Raw genomic sequence first — 22,984 nt, forward strand, 5'->3', positions numbered from 1 at the left:
GATGCGCGCAGTCGTACGTCAGTTCAGCCGTCCGTTTCACGCGGCCAGACGCCCCCTCAGGAGCACGGTACCGGTGTCCATACCTCCGCCTCCCGGCCCCCAGCAGCCACAAGGGCCGTACCAGCCGCCCCAGACGGGCCTGCCGCAGTACCCGCAGTACCCGCAGGGACCGTACGGACAGCAGCCGCCGTATCCCTCGCCGTACCAGCCCTGGGGCCAGGGCTACAGCCCCTACGCGGTCCCGGCGCCCGTCAACGGCCTCGCCATCGCCTCCCTCGTGCTCGGGCTGCTGTGCTGCCTGCCGGGGGTGGGGCTGGCGCTGGGACTGGTCGCGCTGAGCCAGATCCGCAGGCGCGGTGAGCGCGGCAGGGCGATGGCGGTCGTCGGGTCGGTGTTCTCGGGGCTCGGGCTGGCCCTGTGGGTGCTGCTGCTCGCCACCGGCGGCGCCGGCGACTTCTGGGAAGGCGTTAAGGAGGGCGCCGCCGAAAGCTCCAGCCTCTCGCTGTCCACCGGCGACTGCTTCGACACCCCCGACGGCACCCTCACCGGCGACCTGGTCACCGACGTCACGCACGTCACCTGCGACGACGCGCACGACGGCGAGGTCTTCGCCACCTACGACCTCAAGGGCACCGACTACCCGGGCGACGACTCGGTCGGCGACTCCGCGGACCACCGCTGCTACGGCCTGGAGGACACCTACGCCTTCGACGTCTGGGCGGTCCCCGACGACGTCGCCGTGTACTACTTCACGCCCAGCGAGGACAGTTGGGCGGCCGGGGACCGCAGTGTCGTCTGCGCCTTCGGCAGTGCCACCGACGGTGACAAGCTCACCGACTCCTACCACCAGGACGCCGACTCCTACGCCCCCGAACAGGTCGCCTACCTCAAGTCCGCGCACGTCCTGAACACGGCCCTGGACACCGCACCGGACACCGAGTACGTCGAGGACGACCTGCCCGGGAACAGGGCGTGGGCGGGCCGGGTGGCCACGGCGCTCGGCAAGGAGTCGGCGCTGCTGCGCTCGTACGAGTGGACCGCGGGCACCAGGAAGCCGGTCCTCGCCCTCGCCGCCGACCTCGACAAGGCGCGTACGGAGTGGGCGAAGGCCGCCAAGGCGTCGGACGTCGATACCTTCTACGCGCACTACGACAAGGGGTACAAGCTGATCGACCCGCACCGCACGGTGACCGTACGCGATGCTCTGGGCCTCACCACCGTCCCGCCCGCGTACGACGACGGAGACAGCGGCTCCGGCAGCGGAGGAAGTGGCTCCGGTATGCAGGTGTGACCGCGGTCATAGCGGGGAGAAAGTGCCTGCGTAAAGCCTTCCCCAGTCACATGTCATCACATCGAGTGATTCTCTGGCCTTTGCTTGCGTGGTGGAACCCAGGGTTGCCAGGCTGTTGCTGTCTGTACAACCTGATGGGAGCGGCCAGTGACTTTCGGTGAGCAGCCGGCGTATCTGCGTGTCGCGGGTGATCTCCGTAAGAAGATCGTCGACGGTTCGCTGCCCCCGCACACCCGGCTCCCCTCCCAGGCCCGCATCCGCGAGGAGTACGGCGTCTCCGACACCGTCGCCCTGGAGGCCCGCAAGGTGCTGATGGCCGAGGGGCTGGTCGAGGGCCGCTCCGGCTCCGGGACCTATGTGCGGGAGCGGCCGGTGCCCCGGCGGGTGGCCCGCTCCGGGTTCCGCCCGGTCGGCGGCGCCACCCCGTTCCGGCAGGAGCAGACCGAGGCGGCCGCGCGCGGCACCTGGGAGTCCAGCAGCGAACAGGCCGAGGCCGGCGCCGTGATCGCCGACCGGCTCGGCATCCACGTCGGCGACCGGGTGATGCGTACCCGGTACCTGTTCCGGGACGCGGGCGAGCCGATGATGCTCTCCACCTCCTGGGAGCCCCTCGCCGTCACCGGCCGCACCCCGGTGATGCTTCCCGAGGAGGGCCCCCTCGGGGGCATGGGCGTGGTCGAGCGGATGCGGGCCATCGACGTCATCGTGGACAACGTCACCGAGGAGGTCGGCGCCCGCCCCGGCCTCGCCGAGGAACTGCTCACCCTGGGCGGTGTCCCCGGCCATGTGGTCCTGGTGATCCAGCGGACGTACTACGCCTCGGGCCGCCCGGTGGAGACCGCCGACGTCGTCATCCCGGCCGACCGGTACCGCGCCGCGTACCACCTGCCCGTGAAGTAGCGCACACCCTTGCGATAGTTGACGTCTGCACGGCCTCTGTCGGGGCCTGGGCCGGCCGCTGCGCTCCGGCCGTTCTCGCAGGTGGCCCGGGCTGTCCGCGGTATGTCCGCGACCCGAAGTGCCAGGCGCGCGACCGGCGCATTCGTCATCGTGCGCCCCCACCCTTCTGGCTGGTTGCGTACCTCTTTGTGAAAAGCCGTATTCGCTGCGTAAAGGTTAGGCGTACGCTCGGGCATATGCGGAGTGCGGTTTCCTTAGCGGGGCGGGGATGGGCGGGAGCCGGGAGAGACGGAGGGGTGCGATGACGGAAGGCACGGTCTCTCTCCCCTGGCTGGTCATACGGCAGGACGACAACGGCAATCGCTACCGCGTCGGCCGGTACGCGACCCGGGCCGAGGCGCAGAAGATCGCCGACAGTCTCGACGACCGCGGACACAAGCAGCTCTACTGGGTCGAGCGCATCGGCCTCGGCGGTGGCGGCGGGGGCGGCACGCGCAACTGACCGCGTACCGCCTCCCGTAGGCTCCGGGTCATGAGCGAACGGATCGTGGTGGTCGGAGCCGCCCTGCTCGACGCCGGCCGCCTGCTCGCGGCCCGCCGCAGCGCACCCCCGGAACTGGCCGGCCGCTGGGAACTGCCCGGTGGCAAGGTCGAGCCGGGCGAGACCCCCGAACAGGCCCTGGTGCGCGAACTGCACGAGGAACTGGGGGTGGCGGCGGAGCCGCTGACGCGGGTGCCGGGCGAGTGGCCGTTGCGGGACCCCTACGTCCTCCAGGTGTGGACGGCCGCCCTGCGTCCGGGTTCCCCCGCCCCGAAGTCCCTCCAGGACCACGACGAGCTGAGGTGGCTGACCATGGACGAGCTCTGGGACGTGAACTGGCTGGACCAGGACGTGCAGGCGGTACGTGAGGTTGCCGCGATGGTGGAACTCGGGGCGTAGCCCCGGTTCCCCCGGGGGCGCGGGGCTGCATTGATACGCGGCTACCGCCGCGTGGGCGCGACTGGCCACGACGGCGCCGCAGCCGCCCGACGCCCGCACCCCCTACCCCCTGGGCGCCCGGCCCTCTTTCTGTGCGCCGTTCGGGCCACAGTGCGCCCTCCCGTGCGGTACTGCATCCCGGTAACCGGGTATGTGCCCATTAACCCCACGAAACCGGACATGGGTGGGCTCGCGGCCAGCGATGCGACTGGGAAGTGATCGGTGTGATCGACACCGAAGGTGAGACCGCCGACTGGACCTTTCCCGCGGAACCGGGCGCCGTGCGCACCGCACGGACCGCGGTCCGTGACCAACTGACAGGCTGGGGCCTCGACGGCCTCGCCGACATCACCGCCCTGCTGGTCAGCGAGCTGGTCACCAACGCGCTCCGGCACGCCACCGGCCCCATCGGCGTCCGCCTGGTCCGCCCCGCGGACCTCGGCCACACCCTCCGGGTGGAGGTCTCCGACCCGCTCCCGGACCCGCCCCGCGAGCGCGCCGCCAGCCCCGACGACGAGAGCGGCCGCGGTCTCCAACTGGTCGCCGGCTCCTCGCGGAGCTGGGGTACCCGGCCCGGCGACACCGGCAAGACGGTCTGGTTCGAGCTGGCGGTACCCGACCGGACGGGGTGAACGGGGTGTACACGCAGTGCTACGGCGTCCACTCTCGGGAGTGGCCGGGGAATGGGTGCCGCAGCGCGTGATTCGAGGGCGTGTTCCCTGGTTAGAAGACTGGAAGTGTTGTCACGGTCCGGTCCGGAAATCGTCGGGACCGTGCTGTGATCGTGAACACCGTGTCAGGCGGCACCGTAGTGCTGGATACTGCGGGCAGCCGCCCCCGGTGACCGGTGCCGGGCGCGGTGAGCTGGAGGGGACGGTTCGCGTGAGCGAGATACCAGCTAAGGCCACGGAGTCCGAGGACCCGTCGGACGGTGCGAGGGCGGGGACCGCGGAGACAGCCGCGGCCCCCGGCGACGCCATGTGGCAGAGCAGTCCACCCGGCTCGATCTACGACTACATCAAGGTCGCCTCGTTCTCCATCGGCGCCGGCGGCCTGGTCGACCAGTGGAGCCTGCGCGCCGAGCAGATCTTCGGCATCCCCGCGGAGCGCGCCGTCGGCATGGACCCCATCGAGGCGTTCGTCGACCCCGACCTGCGCGAGCGCGGCCAGCGGAAGATGGCCGAGATCCTGGACGGGCGGGAGTGGACCGGTGTGGTTCCCTTCCGGATGCCCGACACGGCGGACGGCGAGCGCGGCGAGGAGGGCCTCGCCGAGGTCTACGTCATGCCCACCCGCACCGCCGAGGGCGAGAACGCGGCCGTCTGCATAGTGGTCGACGTCCGCACCCTACGCAGCATCGAGACCGACCTCGCCGCCTCGCAGTCGATATTCGGTCAATCTCCGTTCGGCTTCCTGCTGATCGACCCCGACCTGCGGATCCGCCGCGCCAACGTGCGGTTCTCCTCCGTCTTCGGCGGCAGCCCCGACGACCACCGCGGCAAGGGCGTCCACGACTACCTGCCGCGCTCGGAGGCCGAGCGGGTCGCGGCCACCCTGCGGCGGGTCCTGGAGACCGGCAACTCCATCACGGACATGCACGTCACGGGGTTCGTGCCGGGCTCCGAGGAGCGCCGGCACTGGTCCATCAACCTCTACCGGGTGCACAGCGGCACCGGCCGTCCCATCGGCATCGCCTGGCTCGGCCTGGACATCACCGCCCGCCGCGCCGCCGCCCGCGAGGCCGCCGCGGCCCGGCGGAATCTCGCCCTCCTCAACGAGGCGGGCGCCCGGATCGGCAACTCCCTCGACCTGGAGACCACCGCCCGCGAACTCCTCGACGTGGTCGTGCCCGGCTTCTGCGACCTCGCCACCGTCGACCTCTACCAGGGTCTGCTGGCGGGCGACGAGCGGCCGCCGGGGCTCTCCGACGGCAGCGCGGAGCTGCGCCGTGTCGCGTTCGCCAGCGCGGTCTCCGACGCGCCCTTCGTGGGCGGCGGCGCCCCGGTCGCCGTCGGCGCGGTCCACCACTACCCCTTCAACTCGCCCTGCGCGGACGCCCTGCGCACCGCCCGTCCGCAGCAGGTGCCGGCCGAGGAGGGCGGCCTCGTCCAGTCCACCCTCGCGGTCCCGATGGTCGCCCACGACACGGTCGTCGGCCTCGCCCAGTTCGCCCGCACCAAGGGCAGCGAGCCGTTCGGCGACCGCGACCGCGAGCTGGCCGTCGAACTGGCCGCCCGCGCCGCCGTCTGCATCGACAACGCGCGCCTCTACCGCCGTGAGCACGAACGCGCGTTGATACTGCAGCGGTCCCTGCTCCCACCCGGCGACCCCGAGGCGTCCGGGCTGGACATCGCGTGCCGCTACCTGCCCGGCAACGCGGCGACCGAGGTCGGCGGCGACTGGTTCGACGTCATCGAACTCCCCGGCCACCGCACGGCGCTGGTGGTCGGCGACGTGATGGGCCGAGGGCTGCGCGCGGCGGTCGCGATGGGCGAACTCCGCACGGCGGTCCGTACGCTGGCCCTTCTCGATCTCGAACCCGCCGAGGTGCTCTCCGCGCTGGACGAGATCGCCCGCGGCCTCGGCACCCCCGGCGGAGTCCAGCAGGCCACCCGCACGGCCCGCCAGCCCCGCGACGCCGACCTCTCCGAGGTCTACCTCGCGACCTGCGTGTACGCCGTCTACGACTCCGTCACCAGGCGCTGTACGTTCGCCAACGCCGGCCACCTGCCGCCGGTGCTCGTGGAACCGGGCGAGGACGCGCTGATGCTCGACGTGCCGCCCGGCATGCCGCTCGGCGTCGGCGGCGAGCCCTTCGAGGAGGTCGAGGTCGAACTCCCCGAGGGGGCGCTGCTCGCCCTCTACACGGACGGCCTGGTCGAGTCCCGCGACCATCCCCTCGACGAGGGGCTCCAGGCCTTCGTGGGGGCGCTCACGGACCCCTCCCAGCCCCTTGAGGACGTCTGCGACCACGTCCTGAACACCCTCGACACGCACCACGGCGAGGACGACATCGCGTTGCTGATGGCACGTGTACAGGGGTTGCCGGCCGAGTCGGTCGGCGACTGGACGCTGCCGCGCGAGCCGCGCAGTGTGGGCCGGGCCCGTGAGTACGCGCGCGGCCAGCTGCTCAGCTGGGACCTGGAGCCGCTGGTCGACACGGCGGAGCTGCTGGTCAGCGAGCTGGTCACCAACGCGCTGCGGTACGGAGAGGGCGAGATCCGGCTGCGGCTGCTGCTCGACCGGACGCTGGTCTGCGAGGTCTGGGACTCCGGCCTGGTCCAGCCGAGGCGCCGGCGCGCCCGCGACACCGACGAGGGCGGCCGGGGCCTCCAGCTGGTCGGGCTGCTGAGCGCGGCGTGGGGCTCGCGCCGGACGCCACGCGGGAAGACCGTGTGGTTCGAACTCCCCCTCCCGGACGGCGAGACGGGCCTGACAGACCCCGCGGAGGCCCTGCTCAGCCTGTTCTGAGACCAGCGGCGCCGCCCGCCTCAGGGCCCCGGCGCCGTCGTGGCCGTTCGCGCAGTTCCCCGCGCCCCTTACAGGGGTTGCGGCCGGTGCGCCCGTGCGGCGCCGCGGGGGCTGGTCGCGCAGTTCCCCGCGCCCCTGGCGGGGTTGCGCCGGGTTCGCCGTGTGCGGCGCCGCGGGGGCTGGTCGCGCAGTTCCCCGCGCCCCTGGCGGGGTTGGGGTGGGGTTCGCCGTGTGCGGCGTCGTCGTGGCTGGTCGCGCGGTTTCCCGCGTCCCTGGCGGGGTTGGGGTGGGTTGGCTGTGGGCGGCGTCGTCGTGGCTGGTCGCGCGGTTTCCCGCGTCCCTTTCAGGGGTGTCAGGCGCAGCGCCCCTTCAGGGGCGCGGGGAACTGCGCGATCAGCCCCCACGCACCCGCAGCCGCCTGACTGGCTCTCGCGGCTAGCCCAACCGCGTCCGTGTCTCCGGGCCGCCGAACGCCACCACCGGCCCGCCGGTCCCGTCCTCGCCGAGCAGTACACCCCCCAGCACCGCCCCCGCGAGCCCGCTCTCGTGGGCCGCCTCCCCGGCGTACGGGTTGCCATGGGCGCGTACGTCCCGCCCCGCCAACTCCCGGGCCCGCCGTGCCAGCCGGTCCGCGTCCGCGGGCGCGGCCCGCCGCGCCTCCGCCAGCAGCGCCCGCGCCTCCGCGCCCACCGCCCCCCGGTGCACCCCCACGAAGTCGTCCGCCGCCTCCAGCGCGCTCCGCGCCACCAACTCCGCCCCCGCGGCGATCACCCCGGACCGCCCGCCCCCGGCGCCCTCCACCGCCCGTACCACCCGGCGCAGGGCGTCCAGCGCGTCGTACGGCCCGCCGGTCACCTCGCCCCGCACCGCGGCCAGCACGGTGTCGGCGTGGGCCAGGCGGGACGGCGAGGCGGCCGCCCGGCCGCCCGCCAGTTCCGCCTCCGCGCCCGTGAGCGCGGCCGGCACCAGGGCCGCCGCCGTGCGCAGTTCCGCCGCGAGCCGGGCCACCCCGCCCAGCAGCACCCCGGCCTGCGCCACCGCGCCCTCGGCGGCACGCACGCCACGGCGGAACCCGTCGCCGTCGCCCGAGTCGGCGTCCTGGCGGGCCTGGTTGAGCCGTCCGGTCGCGAACACCAGCCGGTCCTTGGCCTGTTCGACGTAACCCACCACGGCGGCCACGGCCCCGTTCCCGTACCGCTCGCCGGCCTCCGTCAGCGCGGCCGCCACCCCGCCCGTGCCCGCGGCCAGTTCCCGGAACCGCCCCTCGGCCACCGCCAGCGCGTCCCCCGCACCCCACTCGGCGTCGAACCCCTCCGCCGCCGCGTCCAGTTGCCGCCCCGCCTCCGCACACCGCCCCACCACCCCGACCAGCGCCTGACGCCGGCCGGTGTCGTCCCCGGGTATCCCCTCCTCGTACCGCCGCCATATCGCGAACGCCGCCGACAGCTCGGCCCCGGCCGCCCGCAGGGCCCCCGCGACGGAGTCGCCGCCGTCGACGTACCCGAGCGCCTCCCGGCTGGTGCGGACGCAGTCGTCGGCCAGGACCAGGGCGGTCCGCGCCTGCCGCTCGAGATCGACCGGCGACGGCGTCGGCGGGGCGGCGGAGACGGTCCCGGGGGTGGTCCGCGAGCGGGACCGCCGGACCCGCCGTACGTACCCGTAGCCGCCCAGCGCACCGGCGGCCGCCACCGCGACCAGCGGCATGACGTAGTCGGCGGTGGACGCCCCGTCCGCCCGGGCCGCGGCGACCGGCTCGCGCGCCGCGGGAACCGGATCTTGAGTGGTGGTCGTCATCACCGGCAACACCAGCCAGACCGCTCCGGCCACCCCGCCCAGCACGGCATGCCCCACCCGCACACCTATGTGGCCGGGGGCGTGCCTCGGACGGCCCCGGATCAAGGATGACGTCACATTTCGGAGCGTATGGGCAGCAAGTCGGACTCGCGACCGGGGCGGGGACGGCTGGGGGACGACGAGAACCGGGGGGCGACCGATGGCAACGGAATCAGAGTCGAAGGGGGAGGGGGACGGGGCGAGGGAAGCGGAGCGGGAAGGCGAGGGCGCGCCGGAGGTGCCCGGCGCACGGAAGAGGGCCCCCTGGGTCCGCCGGGCCCGGCGCATCGGGCTCGCCGCCGTCCTGCTCCTGATCCTCCCTCTCGTCACCGCCGAGACCGCCCTCCGCGTCAACTACACCGGCGACCCGAGGCCCGGCACCCACACCCGGGACAAGGACGTCCTCTGGCTCGGGCACGCCTGGGTCGACGGCCGTAAGACCGACGCCGACGTCACCGCCCTCGCCGCCCGGCTCGCGGACACCGGCATACGCGACCTCTACGTCCATGCCGGACCACTGGAACACAACGGCACGCTGCCCAGAACGGACTACCCCAAGGCCCGTTGGCTGATAACGGCCGTGCATCGAAAACTCCCCGGCGTCCGGGTCCAGGCCTGGCTCGGGGACGAGGTCGCGCCCGAGAAGCCGTACGCCATGCATCTGGAGAAGAGGCAGACGCGTGCCGCCGTCGTCGCCTCGACCCGGCAGGTGATCGCCGCCGGCTTCGACGGGGTCCACTTCGACCTGGAGCCCCTGCACTCCGGCGACCGGAACTACCTGGCGCTCCTGGACGCGCTGCGGCCGGTGACCCCGCTGCTGTCCGTCGCCGCACACCAGATCGATCCGCTCCCCGCTTTTCACTCCTTCTGGGGTACTGTCACCGGCCATCCCAAATGGTGGTCACAGGAGTATTTCGGGCAAGTCGCCCGCCGGGTGGACCAGATCGCGGTGATGTCGTACGACACCATGCAGCCGCTGCAGAGCCTGTACGGCGGGTACGTCGCGCAGCAGACCAGCCTCGCGCTCGAGGTCACCCCGGCGGACACCGACCTCCTGATGGGTCTGCCCTTCTACCACGAGAACCGTTTCGGCCACTGGGCGCACGCGGAGACCGTACCGGCCGCCGTGCGAGGGGTTCGGCTGGGACTGTCCCGCACGGACCCGGATCGCGCTAACTTCGGCGTCGCCCTGTACGTCGACTTCGCCGCCACCGAGGATGACTGGACCTCTTATCGGAAGGACTGGGTCCGTACGTCATGACAACCGCTCGTGCCCACCTCACCCGTGACGACCTCGCGCCGCTCGCCCGCGAGGCCCTCGGCCGTGCCCCCGCCGCCGTCACCCGGCTGCGCGGTGGCTCCAAGAAAGGCGTCTACCGGCTCGCCCTCGACAACGGCAGGACCGCGATCGCCTACGTCTGGTCCCCGGAGGAGGACTACTGGGGTCCCGCCGACGCCGACATCCGCGACCCCTTCGCGCACGCCTCCGGGCTCGGTCTCTTCCTGTCGGCCTATGACCGGCTGACCGAGCTGGGTGTGCGCACCCCGCGTCTGCTGTTCGCCGACGAGGAGGCCGAGCACCTGCCCTCGTACGCGGCGGTCGTCGAGGACGTCCGCGGCGGCAGCCTGGAGGTGCTGCTGCGCAGCGACCCCGGCGCGGCCCGGGTGCCGCTGGCCCGGCTGGCCGGGGCGCTCGGCGTGCTCCGGGAGTGCGTGTCCCCCGGGTACGGCAAGGCCGCCCTGGTGGAGGAGGGCGGCAAGCCGCTCGGCAGCTCCTGCGAGCAGGTCGTCGCGGACCGCGCCGTGCACGACATCGCGGAGGTCGCCGAGCGGGACCCCCGGGTGCGGGAGGTCCGCCAGGCACTGTCGGAGCGGGTCCGGCAGCTCTACGACGCGATCGAGCCGCGCGACCACGTCTCCCTGGTCCACGGCGAACTGGGCCCGGACCACGTCCTGGTGACCGAGGAGGGCGATCCCGCGCTCATCGACATCGAAGGCCTGATGTACTTCGACGCCGAGTGGGAGCACGTCTTCCTCCAGCACCGCTTCGGGCCCGCCTACGACGTGCTGCGCACCGCCGACCTCGACGAGGACCGCATGGAGCTGTACCGGCTCGCGATGCACCTCAACCTCGTCGCCGGGCCGCTCAGGCTGCTGGACGGCGACTTCCCGGAGCGCGAACCGATGCGGGACATCGCCGAGTCCAACCTCCGGCGGGTGCTCAGCCTCCTGCGGGGCGCCTCCTGATCTTCGAGCCGAGCCACACCAGCGGGTCGTACTTGCGGTCCACGGCCCGCTCCTTCAGGGGGATCAGCGCGTTGTCGGTGATGTGGATGCCCTCCGGGCACACCTCCGTGCAGCACTTGGTGATGTTGCAGTAGCCGAGACCGTGTTCGTCCTGGGCCGTGCGCTTGCGGTCCAGGCCGGACGCCTCGGCCGCGTCCAGCGGGTGCATGTCCAGCTCGGCGACCCGCATCAGGAAACGCGGCCCGGCGAACGCCGTCTTGTTCTCCTCGTGGTCGCGGACCACATGGCAGGTGTCCTGGCACAGGAAGCACTCGATGCACTTGCGGAACTCCTGGGAGCGGTCCACGTCCTCCTGGAACATCCGGTACTCGCCGGGGCCCACTCCGGCGGGCGGTACGAACGCCGGGACCTCCCTGGCCTTCTGGTAGTTGAAGCCGACGTCCGTGACCAGGTCGCGGATCACCGGGAAGGCGCGCAGCGGGGTGACGGTGAGCGTCTCGTCCCGTTCGAAGACGGACATCCGGGTCATGCACATCAGGCGCGGGCGGCCGTTGATCTCCGCCGAGCACGAACCGCACTTGCCCGCCTTGCAGTTCCAGCGGACCGCCAGGTCGGGGGCCTGGGTGGCCTGGATGCGGTGGATGATGTCCAGGACCACCTCGCCCTCGTTCACCTCGACCTTGAAGTCCTCCAGGCCGCCGCCCTCGACGTCGCCTCGCCACACCCTGAAGTGGGCCGTGTAGCCGCTCATTCGTACAGCTCCTCTTCGGCGAGGTACTTGACCAGCTCCTCCTTCTCGAAGAGGGCGAGCAGGTCGGCGCGGATGGGGTCGGTGGTCTCGCGGGTGAGGGTGATCTGGCCGCGCACCGGGTCGGTGGCCGCCAGCCCGCCCGTGGGGTCGGCCAGTCGGCAGAGCAGGTTGATCCGGCGCCAGTCGCGGTCCATCGTCGGATGGTCCTCGCGGGTGTGGCCGCCGCGCGACTCGGTGCGCTCCAGGGCCGCCCGGGCCACGCACTCGCTGACCAGCAGCATGTTCCGCAGGTCCAGGGCCAGATGCCAGCCCGGGTTGAACTGGCGGTGCCCCTCCACCCCGGCCCGGCGCGCCCGGACCCGCAGCGCACCGAGCCGCTCCAGGGCCTGCTCCATCTCGCCCTCCCGGCGGATGATGCCGACCAGGTCGTTCATGGCCTGCTGGAGCTCCTGGTGGAGCGTGTACGGGTTCTCCGGCGGGCCGGAGTCCGGTTCCTGGCCCTCGGCGGAGAAGGGTCGCAGCGCCTCCGCCGCAGCCGCGTCGATCTGCTCGTCGTCCGTTTCCGGCCGGGCGGCGAGGCCGGCCGCGTAGTCGGCCGCGTGCCAGCCCGCCCGGCGCCCGAACACCAGCAGGTCGGAGAGCGAGTTGCCGCCGAGCCGGTTGGAGCCGTGCATGCCGCCGGCCACCTCACCGGCCGCGAACAGCCCGGGCACCCCCCGCGCCGCCGCCGTGTCGGAGTCCACCGCGACCCCGCCCATCACGTAGTGGCAGGTCGGCCCGACCTCCATCGCCTCCGCCGTGATGTCGACGTCCGCCAGCTCCTTGAACTGGTGGTACATGGAGGGCAGCCGACGCCGGATCACCTCGGCCGGCATCCGGGTCGACACGTCCAGGAAGACCCCGCCGTGCGGGGAGCCGCGGCCGGCCTTCACCTCGGAGTTGATGGCCCGGGCCACCTCGTCGCGGGGGAGCAGTTCGGGCGGGCGCCGGTTGTGGTCCGGGTCCTCGTACCAGCGGTCGCCCTCCTCCTCGGACTCGGCGTACTTCTCCTTGAAGACGTCCGGGATGTAGTCGAACATGAACCGCTTGCCCTCGGAGTTGCGCAGCACCCCTCCGTCGCCGCGCACCGACTCCGTGACCAGGATCCCCTTCACCGACGGCGGCCAGACCATGCCCGTCGGGTGGAACTGCACGAACTCCATGTTGAGCAGGGGAGCCCCGGCCAGCAGGGCGAGCGCGTTCCCGTCGCCGGTGTACTCCCACGAGTTCGACGTCACCTTGAAGGACTTGCCGATGCCGCCGGTGGCGATCACCACGGCGGGCGCCTCGAGGACGAAGAAACGGCCGGACTCCCGCTCGTACGCGAAGACGCCCGTCACCCGGCTGCCGCCCGCGGCGGAGCCGCTGTCGGACGCGGTGAGGATCCGGGTGACCGTGCACTCCTGGAAGACCTTCAGGCGGGACTCGTAGTCGCCGGTCTCCTTCTGGTCCTCCTGCTGAAGCGAGACGATCTTCTGCTGCAGGGTCCGGATCAGTTCGAGGCCGGTGCGGTCGCCGACATGGGCCAGGCGCGGGTACTCGTGGCCGCCGAAGTTGCGCTGGGAGATCTTCCCGTCCTTCGTACGGTCGAACAGGGCGCCCCAGGTCTCCAGCTCCCAGACCCGGTCCGGGGCCTCCTTGGCGTGCAGCTCGGCCATCCGCCACTGGTTGAGGAACTTGCCGCCGCGCAGGGTGTCGCGGAAGTGGACCTGCCAGTTGTCGTGCTCGTTGACATTGGCCATGGCCGCGGCGATACCGCCCTCGGCCATCACCGTGTGCGCCTTCCCGAACAGCGACTTGCAGATCACCGCCGTACGGGCGCCCCGCTCGCGCGCCTCGATCGCGGCGCGCAGGCCCGCGCCACCGGCACCGACCACGACGACGTCCCACTCCTGCCGGTCCACCACGGGCATCAGAAAAACCTCGGATCGTCGAAGACACCGGACGCGAGCAGATAGACGTAGAAGTCGGCGAGCGCCACGCTCACCAACGACGCCCAGGCGAGCTGCATGTGCCGGGCGTTGAGCCGGCCGACGAACTGCCACGCCTTGTAGCGCACGGGGTGTTTGGAGAAGTGTTTGAGCTTGCCGCCGACGATGTGCCGGCAGGAGTGGCAGGACAGGGTGTACGCCCAGATCAGCACGATGTTGACCAGGAAGACCAGGGTGCCGAGGCCCATGTGGCCCCAGTTCTCGTGGGGGTCCCGGAAGGACAGCACCGTGTCGTAGGTCAGCACGCACGCGACCAGCAGGGCGAAGTAGAAGAAGTACCGGTGGAGGTTCTGCAGGATCAGCGGGAAGCGGGTCTCACCGGTGTACTTCGCGTGCGGCTCGGCCACCGCGCAGGCCGGCGGGGAGGCCCAGAAGCTGCGGTAGTACGCCTTGCGGTAGTAGTAGCAGGTCAGCCGGAAGCCCAGCGGGAAGATCAGGATGATGATCGCCGGGGAGATCGCCCACCAGCTGCCGAAGAGGTCGGCGTTCGGGCCGGACGGCATGGTCTTGCAGTTCTCGGCCAGACAGGGCGAGTAGAACGGCGAGACGTACGGCGCCGAGTAGTAGTCCGCGTTGGCGAAGGCCCGCCAGGTCGAGTAGACGACGAACGCGAACAGACCGGCCGCGGTGACGGCGGGTGCCAGCCACCAGCGGTCGGTCCGCAGGTGCGGGGCGGAGATCGCGGCGCGCGTACGGGTGCGTACGCCGCCGCTGTTCGGATGTGGTTCCGTACCAGTGGCCAATGGGTGACTCCGGTCGGTTCGGGGGTCGGGGCCTGCGGGCAGCACGCCTGCCGGCGGTGCCGGTCACGCCTCCTACGGGGCGCGCCGGTCGCGGGCGCCGAGACCCTCGTCGTCCGTGTCCGTCCACAGGTTGATGTCGTAGGGGTCGTCGGAGATGGTGACGAGCTCGGGGCGCTTGCTCGGGGTGCCGGCGTGGGCCGTCTCCCGCAGCAGTGCCACGCTCTCGCGCAGGTGATCGGCGTCGGCACGGACGCGGCGCATCTCCAGTCCGCCGCTCCCGAGCTGCTGCTCCAGGCGGCCGACGGACCGGTTCAGGTCGTCAAGGCAGCGCTGTACTGACGTCAGGTCGTCGTGCACGGACATGACGTGACCTCACTTCCACGGACTTCGGTGTCCAAGGCGGCAACGTTCATGCGCCTGCGAGTGTTGCGCGTCACACCTGCTGATGTGAAGGCATGTGCAGCGATTGGCGGATTGCGCGCCTCCGTCGCACGCCCGCACGCGCTCTGCGTGCGCCGGGGACGGGCGCCGCCACGAGGGATGCCGCCCCGTGCGCCGCCCGGGTGGGCGTTGCGCCGCACGGGTGGGCTTTGGCAGCCCCCGCCGCCGTGTCGTCCCCGGCCGACGGACCCCGTCCATTTCAGTGGGGTCCGTACTTCTTACATGTGATCAACTCCAAAATACCCCCAAATGTGAACAGACCCCACCCGTGTCACCGGGCCTCCCGGAGGTAGCAGAGATGTCTCACCACGGCGTCGGACCCAGGGCTGGCCGCAGTGCGGTCATGCGCTCCGTCACGTTCCTGACCGCGGGCGCCCTCGCGGTGCCCTTCCTCGCGGGCTGCGGCTCCGACGACGAGGGGAGCAAGCCGCTGGCCGGACAGGACATCGCGGCGGCCGCCCGTGACGCGGTCGCCGAGGGCGGCACCCTGAAGTGGGCCGTGGACGCCGTACCGGAGACCCTCAACACCTTCCAGGCCGACGCCGACGCGGGCACCACCCGGGTCGCCCAGGCCGTGCTGCCGTCGATGTTCACCATCGACGCCACCGGCCGTCCGGTCCGTGATCCCGACTACCTGGAGTCCGCGAAGGTCATCGAGACCGAGCCGCGCCAGGTCGTCCTCTACAAGCTCAACCAGCAGGCGGTATGGAGCGACGGCCGGGAGATCGGCGCCGCCGACTTCGCCGCCCAGTGGCGCGCCCTGTCCGGCAAGGACTCCGCCTACTGGACCGCCCGCAACGCCGGCTACGACCGCATCGGCAAGATCGAACGCGGTGCCAACGACCTGGAGGTCCGGGTCACCTTCGAGCGGCCCTACGCCGACTGGAAATCGCTGTTCTCACCGCTCTACCCCAAGGAGGTCACGGGCACCCCGGACGCCTTCAACGACGGCGCCCGCCGCAAGCTCGCGGTCACCGCGGGACCCTTCAAGGTCGACAAGGTCGACACCGCCAAGAAGGACGTGGTCCTCACCCGCAACCCGCGCTGGTGGGGCCGCCCGGCCAAGCTCGACGAGATCGACCTGCACGCCGTGGACCGGGAGAAGCGGGCCACCTCGCTCGCCGCCGGCACGGTCGACGTCGCCGACATCGACGCCTCCGAGGCCCAGCGGATCATCATCGCCGGGCGGGACAAGGGCACCGGCACGCCGTTGCAGGGCTCCGGGAAGACCTCCGCGAAGAAGCTGCGCTCCTGGGCGCTCACCCTCGGCATGGACGAGGAGAAGCTGCCCAAGGGCCCGAAGAAGCTCCGCAGGACCATCGCCAAGTGGCTGGAGCAGCAGCAGGAGCTGCGCGACTTCGACGTGCGCAAGTCCCTGGAGCCCGCCTACACGCAGCTCGCCCTGAACGGCTCCGAGGGCCCGCTCGCCGACGAGCGGGTTCGCCGGGCCGTCGCCCGGGCCCTCGACCGCCAGTCCCTGGCCAAGCTGGTCCTCACCCCGCTGGGGCTGCCCGCGGTACCGGTCGGCAGCCATCTCGCCCTGTCCGGGCAGGCCGCCTACGCCGACAGCAGCGGGTCGATCGGCGGCCTCGACACCCACGAGGCACAGGCGCTGCTCGCCGACGCGGGATGGGTGGCCGGCGGTCCGATCAAGGCCGGGGACAAGGCGGCCGGCGCGCAGACCGGGGACGGCGGCAAGACGGGCAAGGGAGACAAGGGAGACAAGGGAGACAAGGGCGGCAAGGGCGACGACTCCGAGGGCGGGAGCGACGGGCAGTACATCGTCGGGGAGGACGACAAGGGCCCCGACGGCAGGAGCCCCGACGACAAGGACACCCGCGACCACCAGAGGGACCACGCCCACGGGGCGCCCGGGGCGTACGCGCCGAAGGGCACGGCCGCGCCCAAGGGGGCGCAGGCCGTGTCCGCTCCGCTGGCCAAGGACGGCAAGGCGCTGAGCCTGCGCTTCGTGCTGCCGTCGGGGCCGGGGTCGGAGACGCTCCAGGACGTCGCCGAGCGGGTCCGGCAGATGCTGGCGGCGGTCGGGATCCAGGCCGAGATCACCAAGGTCTCCGACGAGAGCTACTTCAAGGACCACATCGCGTCCGGGCAGTACGACCTCGCGCTGTACTCGTGGCCGTCGTCCGCGTTCCCGGCGACGGACGCACGGCCGATCTACGCGAAGCCGGTGCCGGCCGCCGACGGGTCGCTGAACGTCGAGCAGAACTACACGAGGGTGGGCACCGACCAGGTCGACCAGCTCTTCGACCAGGCGCTCGGGGCGCTGGACGAGGACGAGGCGGACGGGCTGCTGCGGAAGGCGGACTCGCGGATCTGGGCGTCGGCCGGGTCGCTGCCGCTGTACCAGCGACCGCAGATCGTGGGGGCCCGGAAGGGTCTGGTGAACGTCGGGGCGTTCGGGTTCCAGACGCCGGTCTACCAGGACATGGGGTTCCTGAAGAAGGGGGCCAAGCCGTCGCCGAGCGCGTCGGGCCGGTAGGGCCCGCAGCCCCCACATGAGTGTGGCCGGACCTCCTCGCAGGTCCGGCCACACTCATGTCTCGTGGCAGGGAACGGTATGAGGCCTTCGCGGCCTTCTTGGCCGTTTGCAGGCGGATCCGAGGCGGGAAAACCGCGGTGAAGATCACACGGAAGGCTCCGGAATGAGTCTCCCGCCGGGGCCACGTAGGATGGAGTAAGGCCGTGGCGTGTCCAGCCCGGCAGGGTCCGCGTATCACCGACGTACGCGCCGGGCCTTCCTCACATTCCAGGAGATACGCCTTCATGGCCACGCGCCACGACATCCGCAACGTCGCCATCGTCGCCCACGTCGACCACGGCAAGACGACCCTCGTCGACGCCATGCTGAAGCAGGCCGGCGCCTTCGCCGCGCACGCCGCCGAGTCGCTCGACGACCGCATGATGGACTCGAACGATCTGGAGCGTGAGAAGGGCATCACGATCCTGGCCAAGAACACGGCCGTGAAGTACCACCCGAAGGACGGTGGCGAGGTCGTCACCATCAACATCATCGACACCCCGGGCCACGCCGACTTCGGCGGCGAGGTCGAGCGCGGTCTGTCGATGGTGGACGCGGTGGTGCTGCTCGTCGACGCCTCCGAGGGCCCGCTGCCCCAGACCCGCTTCGTGCTGCGCAAGGCGCTGCAGGCCCGCCTGCCCGTCATCCTGTGCATCAACAAGACGGACCGCCCCGACTCGCGCATCGACGAGGTCGTCAACGAGGCCTACGACCTCTTCCTCGACCTCGACGCCGACGAGGACCAGATCGAGTTCCCCATCGTCTACGCCTGTGCGCGTGACGGTGTGGCCTCGCTGACCAAGCCGGAGGACGGCACCGTCCCGGCCGACAGCGACAGCCTGGAGCCGTTCTTCTCCACGATCCTGTCCCACGTCCCGGCTCCCGAGTACGACGAGGCCGCCCCGCTCCAGGCCCACGTCACCAACCTGGACGCCGACAACTTCCTCGGCCGCATCGCGCTGCTCCGGGTCGAGCAGGGCGAGCTGCGCAAGGGCCAGACCGTCACCTGGATCAAGCGTGACGGCACGATGGCCAACGTCCGTATCACCGAGCTGCTGATGACCGAGGCGCTCACCCGCAAGCCCGCCGAGATGGCGGGACCGGGTGACATCTGCGCGGTCGCCGGTATCCCGGACATCATGATCGGCGAGACCCTCGCCGACCCCGAGAACCCGATCCCGCTGCCGCTGATCACGGTCGACGAGCCCGCGATCTCGATGACCATCGGCACCAACACCTCGCCGCTGGTCGGCCGCGGCGGCACCGGCAAGGGTGCCGACAACAAGGCCGCCGTCAAGGACCGCAAGGTCACCGCCCGCCAGGTCAAGGACCGCCTCGACCGCGAGCTGGTCGGCAACGTCTCGCTCCGCGTGCTCGACACCGACCGTCCGGACGCCTGGGAGGTCCAGGGCCGTGGTGAGCTGGCGCTCGCCATCCTGGTCGAGCAGATGCGCCGTGAGGGCTTCGAGCTGACCATCGGCAAGCCGCAGGTCGTCACCAAGCAGGTCGACGGCAAGACGTACGAGCCCGTCGAGCGCATGACGATCGACGTCCCCGAGGAGCACATGGGCGCGGTCACGCAGCTCATGGGCGTCCGCAAGGGCCGGATGGACAACATGTCCAACCACGGCTCCGGCTGGGTCCGCATGGAGTTCGTGGTGCCGTCCCGCGGTCTCATCGGCTTCCGCACCGAGTTCCTGACCGGCACGCGCGGCACCGGCATCGCCCACTCCATCCACGAGGGCCACGAGCCGTGGTTCGGCGTCCTGACGACCCGTAACAACGGCTCGCTCGTCGCCGACCGCGCCGGCGCCGTCACCGCGTTCGCGATGACGAACCTCCAGGAGCGCGGTGTGCTGTTCACCGACCCCGGCACCGAGGTGTACGAGGGCATGATCGTCGGCGAGAACTCGCGCTCCGACGACATGGACGTGAACATCACCAAGGAGAAGAAGCTCACCAACATGCGGTCGTCGTCGGCCGACTCGTTCGAGGCGATCGTCCCGCCGCGCAAGCTCTCCCTGGAGCAGTCGCTGGAGTTCTGCCGTGACGACGAGTGCGTCGAGGTGACCCCGGAGGCCGTTCGCATCCGCAAGGTGAACCTGGACGCCCGGGAGCGGGCCCGCGCCGCCAGCCGCGCCAAGCACGGCTGATCGCAGGACATCGAGGCCCGGGTGCCCCCATGATGGGGGCACCCGGGCTTTTTGCAACCCGTTTTCGGGTGGCCAGGAGTGAGTCACCTTCGGCCAGTGTCCGAAATGCGGAGATCCTCGCCCGATACCCATGTAACAAGTCCGTTTCGTGGCCTTCTCCCGCCGAACAGTTTGTCCATTTTTCGGAAGAACTTGGCATCGGCTGTGACTGAATTGAGATTTAAAGACAGTGGTCGGCACCTGGCTCATGGCAGATAGTTAGCCGCGTAGCGCTCGGGTCAATGGGTCTCGCGCTGTGGGGACAGCGCCGACTCACGAGCACCAGGGGGCGTCTGACCCTCCGTCAGGGGTGTCGGAGGGAAGACGGAAGCCCTCTCCGGTTGGTGAACACGTGAAGTCATGAGGAGGGGTCCCATGTGCAGTGTCACAGGCACCAGGTGGGTTCCATCGTCGTCCGTTCCCGAATGCCCTTGTTCGTCCGGCGGCTGGTTCTGAGGAACCGGCCGGCCGCGTAGCGCCGTCGCTCGCCTACGCGCGTCCGGCTGTGGGTTTCCCGCATGCTCCGGGATGCCCTGACACGCCTTCAGATCCTGCCCCCCGCGGCCGTGCTCCCCCATGCCGGTCGCCGGTTCGGCACACCCAGACCTGTGAATTGGACGAACTGTGACCAGTCCTACGGACATAGAGGGTGGCGGAAGGCCGGCCGTCATCGACGGCGGGCCGCAACCCGACACGAAGACCGAGGCGAGGCAGCTCGAGGGCCGGTCCCCCGGCCAGCTGATGTGGATGCGCTTCAAGCGCGACCGCACCGGCGTCCTCTCGGCCTACGTCGTGGGCTTCTTCTTCCTGATCGCTCTGCTCGCCCCGCTGATCTCGATGCTGTACGGCAAGAACCCGTACACCGTCTACGCGGACGAGCGTCCCGAACTCTTCGACAGCGCGGGCGTGCCGGTGCAGCCCAACGGCGGCATCAGCGGTGACTTCTGGTTCGGTCTCGAACCGGGCAACGGCTACGACGTGTTCACCAAGCTGATCTACGGCATCCGGACCTCGCTGATGATCTCGGTGGCGGTGACGCTCGCGACGGTGCTGACCGGCATCCTGCTGGGCATCGCGGCCGGCTATCTCGGGGGGAGGACGGACTACTGGATCGGGCGGGTCATCGACTTCCTCCTCGCCTTCCCGGCCCAGCTGTTCTTCATCGCCAGCATGCCGGTGGTGGTCTCGCTCTTCGTGAACCCGCGCGACGAGACGCCCACCTATGTGCGGGTGGTCGCGCTGATCCTGGTGCAGTGGTTCCTCGGCTGGATGGGCCTCGGCCGCATCCTGCGCGGCACCTCGCTCGCGCTGCGGGAACGGGAGTTCATCGAGGCGGCCAAGGTCAGCGGGGCCTCGCCCTGGCGGATCATCCGCAGGGAGATGCTGCCGAACGTCGTCACCCCGATCCTCGTCCAGTCGACGTACATGCTGCCGGGGTTCGTGACCGCGGAGGCGGGGCTGTCCTACCTCGGGGTGGGCATCGTCGAACCGACCCCGGACTGGGGGCAGATGTTCGCCAAGGCCTCCACCGAGCTCGTACTGCAGAACGACATCACCTACATGTTCTTCCCCGGCATCTCGATGATCATCTTCATCGTGGCCTTCAACCTGCTCGGGGACTCGGTCCGCGACGCCTTCGATCCCAAGACGGCGCGCTGACCGCTCGTTCGTGGGCGTCCTCGCCCGGATACCGCACGGCAATTCCCTTTGTGCACCGGTGACACGGAGATAGGTGGAAATTCAGTGATGAGTAGGGGCGGACGCCACGCATACACGGCGGTTTCAGTGCTCGCGGCCGGAGCTCTCATGCTCACCGGTTGCAGCAAGGGGGGCAGCGATGCGAGCGACGACAGCAAGAAGGACCAGGACAACGCCAAGGCGCAGCAGGCGGCCATCAAGTTCGGTGACGCGGCCGACTCCCAGGGCCCCGCGAAGGCGGTGCCCGGCGCCAAGAGCGGCGGCAAGATGGAGGTGCTGCAGCGTGACAGCTACGCCCACCTCGACCCGGCCCAGATCTACGTCTCCGACGAGGGCTCCCTCGCGACGCTGATCCACAGAGGCCTGACCGGGTACAAGGCGACCGACGACAAGGGAGTGGGCCACGAGGTCGTCGGCGACCTCGCCACCGACTCCGGCACCACCACCGACGGCGGCAAGACCTGGAAGTACACCCTCAAGGACGGCATCAAGTTCGCCGACGGCACGCCCATCACGTCGGCGGACTTCCGGCAGACCTACGAGCGGCTCTTCGCGTCCTTCATCAACCAGGGCCCGACCTACCTCCAGCAGTGGCTGGCCGACACCACGGGCGCCGACTACCGCAAGTTGCTGCCGGACGGCCCCTACAAGGGCAAGCACCTGCCGGACAGCATCCTGGAGACGCCCGACGCCAAGACCGTCGTCTTCCACTTCAAGACGGCCCACCCGGACCTGCCGTACGCGCTCGCCATGGCGGGTTACGCGGTGGTGTCCAAGAAGGGTGACACCCAGGCGAAGTACGACAAGACCCCGGTCACGAGCGGCCCGTACAAGATCCAGTCGTTCAAGTCCGGCAAGTCGATGGTCCTGGTCAAGAACACCAACTGGGACCCGAAGACCGACCCGATCCGCAGCCAGTACGTGGACGAGTTCGACTTCACCTTCAACCAGCAGTTCGAGACGTCCACCAAGGCCCTCCTCGCGGACAGCGGTGCCGACCAGACCGGCGTCAGCTTCAACAACCAGGTCGACGCGGGCAACCTGTCCAAGGTCCTCAGCGACTCGACCCTCAAGGCCCGTACGGTCGCCGGCTACCAGCCGTACGTGGGCCAGATGAACATCAACTTGAACCACATCAAGGACAAGAAGATCCGTCAGGCCATCGCGTACGCGCTGCCCATCACGCCGTTCATCCGCGCCTACGGAGGCAACGACGCCATGGAGGTGGCCGGCGGTCTGATCTCCCCGACCGTCACCGGCTACGACGCCAAGTTCGACCCGTTCGGCAAGAAGGCGAAGCCGGCCGGTGACCCGGACAAGGCCAAGAAGCTCCTCCAGGAGGCCGGCAAGGTCGGCATGAAGCTGACCTTCGGCTACATCAACACCCCTGAGGGCCAGCAGTACTCGACCGCCATGGCGGCGGGCCTGGAGAAGGCCGGCTTCGACGTCCAGCGCCAGGAGATCCCGGCCGAGACGTACTACGACCAGATCGGCAAGGTCACCAACAACTACGACATCTACCACACCGCCTGGGGCGCCGACTGGCCGTCCGCCTCGACCGTGATCCCGCCGCTGTACGACGGCCGGGCGATCGCCGACGGTTCGCCGAACTACTCGCACGTCAACGACCCCAAGGTCAACAGCGACATCGACGCCGCCAACGCGATCACCGACCCGGCCAAGTCCGCCGCGGCCTGGGAGAAGATCGACAAGTACCTGCTCACGGACGTCGTCAACGTCGTTCCGACCGCCTACTACAAGCAGGTCCAGATCGCCGGCTCCAAGGTCGGCGGGCTCGTCTACGACAACGTGATCGGCGGCATCGACCCGCGTCGCCTCTACATCAAGTAACCGCCGCCGTCGGTCCGG

At 70.7% G+C, this 22,984-nt stretch carries 17 protein-coding genes; 12 read left to right on the forward strand and 5 right to left on the reverse strand.

What is annotated here, in order from left to right; translation table 11 throughout:
- Window positions 1-73 precede the first annotated feature (73 nt).
- The 6 genes from ACZ4N4_RS22395 (at window position 74) to ACZ4N4_RS22420 (ending at window position 6,641) form a co-directional block, all read left to right on the forward strand.
- The gene (locus ACZ4N4_RS22395) at window positions 74-1,291 is read left to right on the forward strand and encodes a DUF4190 domain-containing protein (RefSeq protein WP_467591343.1); all 1,218 of its coding nucleotides are present in this window, start codon (window positions 74-76) and stop codon (window positions 1,289-1,291) included.
- Between the two features lie 147 nt (window positions 1,292-1,438).
- Window positions 1,439-2,191 carry a GntR family transcriptional regulator gene (locus tag ACZ4N4_RS22400; RefSeq protein WP_351708743.1) on the forward strand — a complete coding sequence of 251 codons (753 nt, stop codon included), beginning with the start codon at window positions 1,439-1,441 and terminating at the stop codon, window positions 2,189-2,191.
- A gap of 301 nt (window positions 2,192-2,492) precedes the next feature.
- Window positions 2,493-2,693, forward strand: coding sequence for an SPOR domain-containing protein (locus ACZ4N4_RS22405; RefSeq protein ID WP_453570644.1), 201 nt, complete (start codon window positions 2,493-2,495; stop codon window positions 2,691-2,693).
- Between the two features lie 30 nt (window positions 2,694-2,723).
- The gene (locus tag ACZ4N4_RS22410) at window positions 2,724-3,131 is read left to right on the forward strand and encodes a (deoxy)nucleoside triphosphate pyrophosphohydrolase (protein WP_453570647.1); all 408 of its coding nucleotides are present in this window, start codon (window positions 2,724-2,726) and stop codon (window positions 3,129-3,131) included.
- Between the two features lie 254 nt (window positions 3,132-3,385).
- Complete coding sequence (locus tag ACZ4N4_RS22415; RefSeq protein WP_467591348.1) at window positions 3,386-3,802, forward strand: ATP-binding protein; 417 nt, start codon at window positions 3,386-3,388, stop codon at window positions 3,800-3,802.
- A gap of 250 nt (window positions 3,803-4,052) precedes the next feature.
- The gene (locus tag ACZ4N4_RS22420) at window positions 4,053-6,641 is read left to right on the forward strand and encodes a SpoIIE family protein phosphatase (protein WP_450754815.1); all 2,589 of its coding nucleotides are present in this window, start codon (window positions 4,053-4,055) and stop codon (window positions 6,639-6,641) included.
- Between the two features lie 435 nt (window positions 6,642-7,076).
- Here ACZ4N4_RS22420 and ACZ4N4_RS22425 read toward each other — a convergent pair whose 3' ends face one another.
- Entirely contained in the window at window positions 7,077-8,552 is a 1,476-nt protein-coding gene (locus ACZ4N4_RS22425; RefSeq protein ID WP_467591353.1) for a hypothetical protein, read from the reverse strand.
- A gap of 82 nt (window positions 8,553-8,634) precedes the next feature.
- Between ACZ4N4_RS22425 and ACZ4N4_RS22430 the strand changes: the two genes are divergently transcribed.
- Both ACZ4N4_RS22430 and ACZ4N4_RS22435 read left to right on the forward strand, forming a co-directional pair.
- Window positions 8,635-9,735: a glycoside hydrolase family 18 protein gene (locus ACZ4N4_RS22430; RefSeq protein WP_467591356.1), complete on the forward strand. Its 1,101-nt coding sequence runs from the start codon at window positions 8,635-8,637 to the stop codon at window positions 9,733-9,735.
- A complete protein-coding gene (locus ACZ4N4_RS22435) occupies window positions 9,732-10,721 on the forward strand; it encodes a phosphotransferase family protein (RefSeq protein WP_467591359.1) in 990 nt (329 codons plus the stop codon). The genes ACZ4N4_RS22430 and ACZ4N4_RS22435 overlap by 4 nt, the downstream gene beginning before the upstream one ends.
- Here the strand turns inward: ACZ4N4_RS22435 and ACZ4N4_RS22440 are convergent.
- The 4 genes from ACZ4N4_RS22440 to ACZ4N4_RS22455 all read right to left on the reverse strand — a co-directional run bounded on the left by ACZ4N4_RS22440 (window position 10,696) and on the right by ACZ4N4_RS22455 (window position 14,608).
- Complete coding sequence (locus ACZ4N4_RS22440) at window positions 10,696-11,472, reverse strand: succinate dehydrogenase/fumarate reductase iron-sulfur subunit (protein WP_450754822.1); 777 nt, start codon at window positions 11,470-11,472, stop codon at window positions 10,696-10,698. The genes ACZ4N4_RS22435 and ACZ4N4_RS22440 overlap by 26 nt on opposite strands.
- The gene (locus ACZ4N4_RS22445) at window positions 11,469-13,424 is read right to left on the reverse strand and encodes a fumarate reductase/succinate dehydrogenase flavoprotein subunit (protein ID WP_467591362.1); all 1,956 of its coding nucleotides are present in this window, start codon (window positions 13,422-13,424) and stop codon (window positions 11,469-11,471) included. The genes ACZ4N4_RS22440 and ACZ4N4_RS22445 overlap by 4 nt, the downstream gene beginning before the upstream one ends.
- Window positions 13,424-14,245 carry a hypothetical protein gene (locus tag ACZ4N4_RS22450; protein WP_453570665.1) on the reverse strand — a complete coding sequence of 274 codons (822 nt, stop codon included), beginning with the start codon at window positions 14,243-14,245 and terminating at the stop codon, window positions 13,424-13,426. Before ACZ4N4_RS22450 ends, ACZ4N4_RS22445 begins: the two co-directional genes overlap by 1 nt.
- Window positions 14,246-14,317: 72 nt before the next feature.
- Window positions 14,318-14,608 (reverse strand): hypothetical protein, encoded by a 291-nt coding sequence (locus tag ACZ4N4_RS22455; RefSeq protein ID WP_453570668.1) that lies wholly within the window; start codon window positions 14,606-14,608, stop codon window positions 14,318-14,320.
- A 376-nt stretch (window positions 14,609-14,984) separates the two neighbouring features.
- Between ACZ4N4_RS22455 and ACZ4N4_RS22460 the strand changes: the two genes are divergently transcribed.
- The 4 genes from ACZ4N4_RS22460 to ACZ4N4_RS22475 all read left to right on the forward strand — a co-directional run bounded on the left by ACZ4N4_RS22460 (window position 14,985) and on the right by ACZ4N4_RS22475 (window position 22,966).
- Window positions 14,985-17,186, forward strand: a complete 2,202-nt coding sequence (locus tag ACZ4N4_RS22460; RefSeq protein WP_467591366.1) for an ABC transporter family substrate-binding protein — start codon at window positions 14,985-14,987, stop codon at window positions 17,184-17,186.
- A gap of 284 nt (window positions 17,187-17,470) precedes the next feature.
- Window positions 17,471-19,378 (forward strand): translational GTPase TypA, encoded by a 1,908-nt coding sequence (gene typA, locus ACZ4N4_RS22465; RefSeq protein WP_453570674.1) that lies wholly within the window; start codon window positions 17,471-17,473, stop codon window positions 19,376-19,378.
- A gap of 663 nt (window positions 19,379-20,041) precedes the next feature.
- Window positions 20,042-21,076 carry an ABC transporter permease gene (locus ACZ4N4_RS22470; RefSeq protein WP_467591369.1) on the forward strand — a complete coding sequence of 345 codons (1,035 nt, stop codon included), beginning with the start codon at window positions 20,042-20,044 and terminating at the stop codon, window positions 21,074-21,076.
- Between the two features lie 87 nt (window positions 21,077-21,163).
- On the forward strand, window positions 21,164-22,966 hold the full coding sequence (locus tag ACZ4N4_RS22475; protein WP_467591372.1) for an ABC transporter substrate-binding protein: 1,803 nt from the start codon (window positions 21,164-21,166) through the stop codon (window positions 22,964-22,966).
- The last annotated feature ends 18 nt before the right edge of the window (window positions 22,967-22,984 follow it).

Source organism: Streptomyces sp. NPDC026538 (assembly GCF_055567535.1).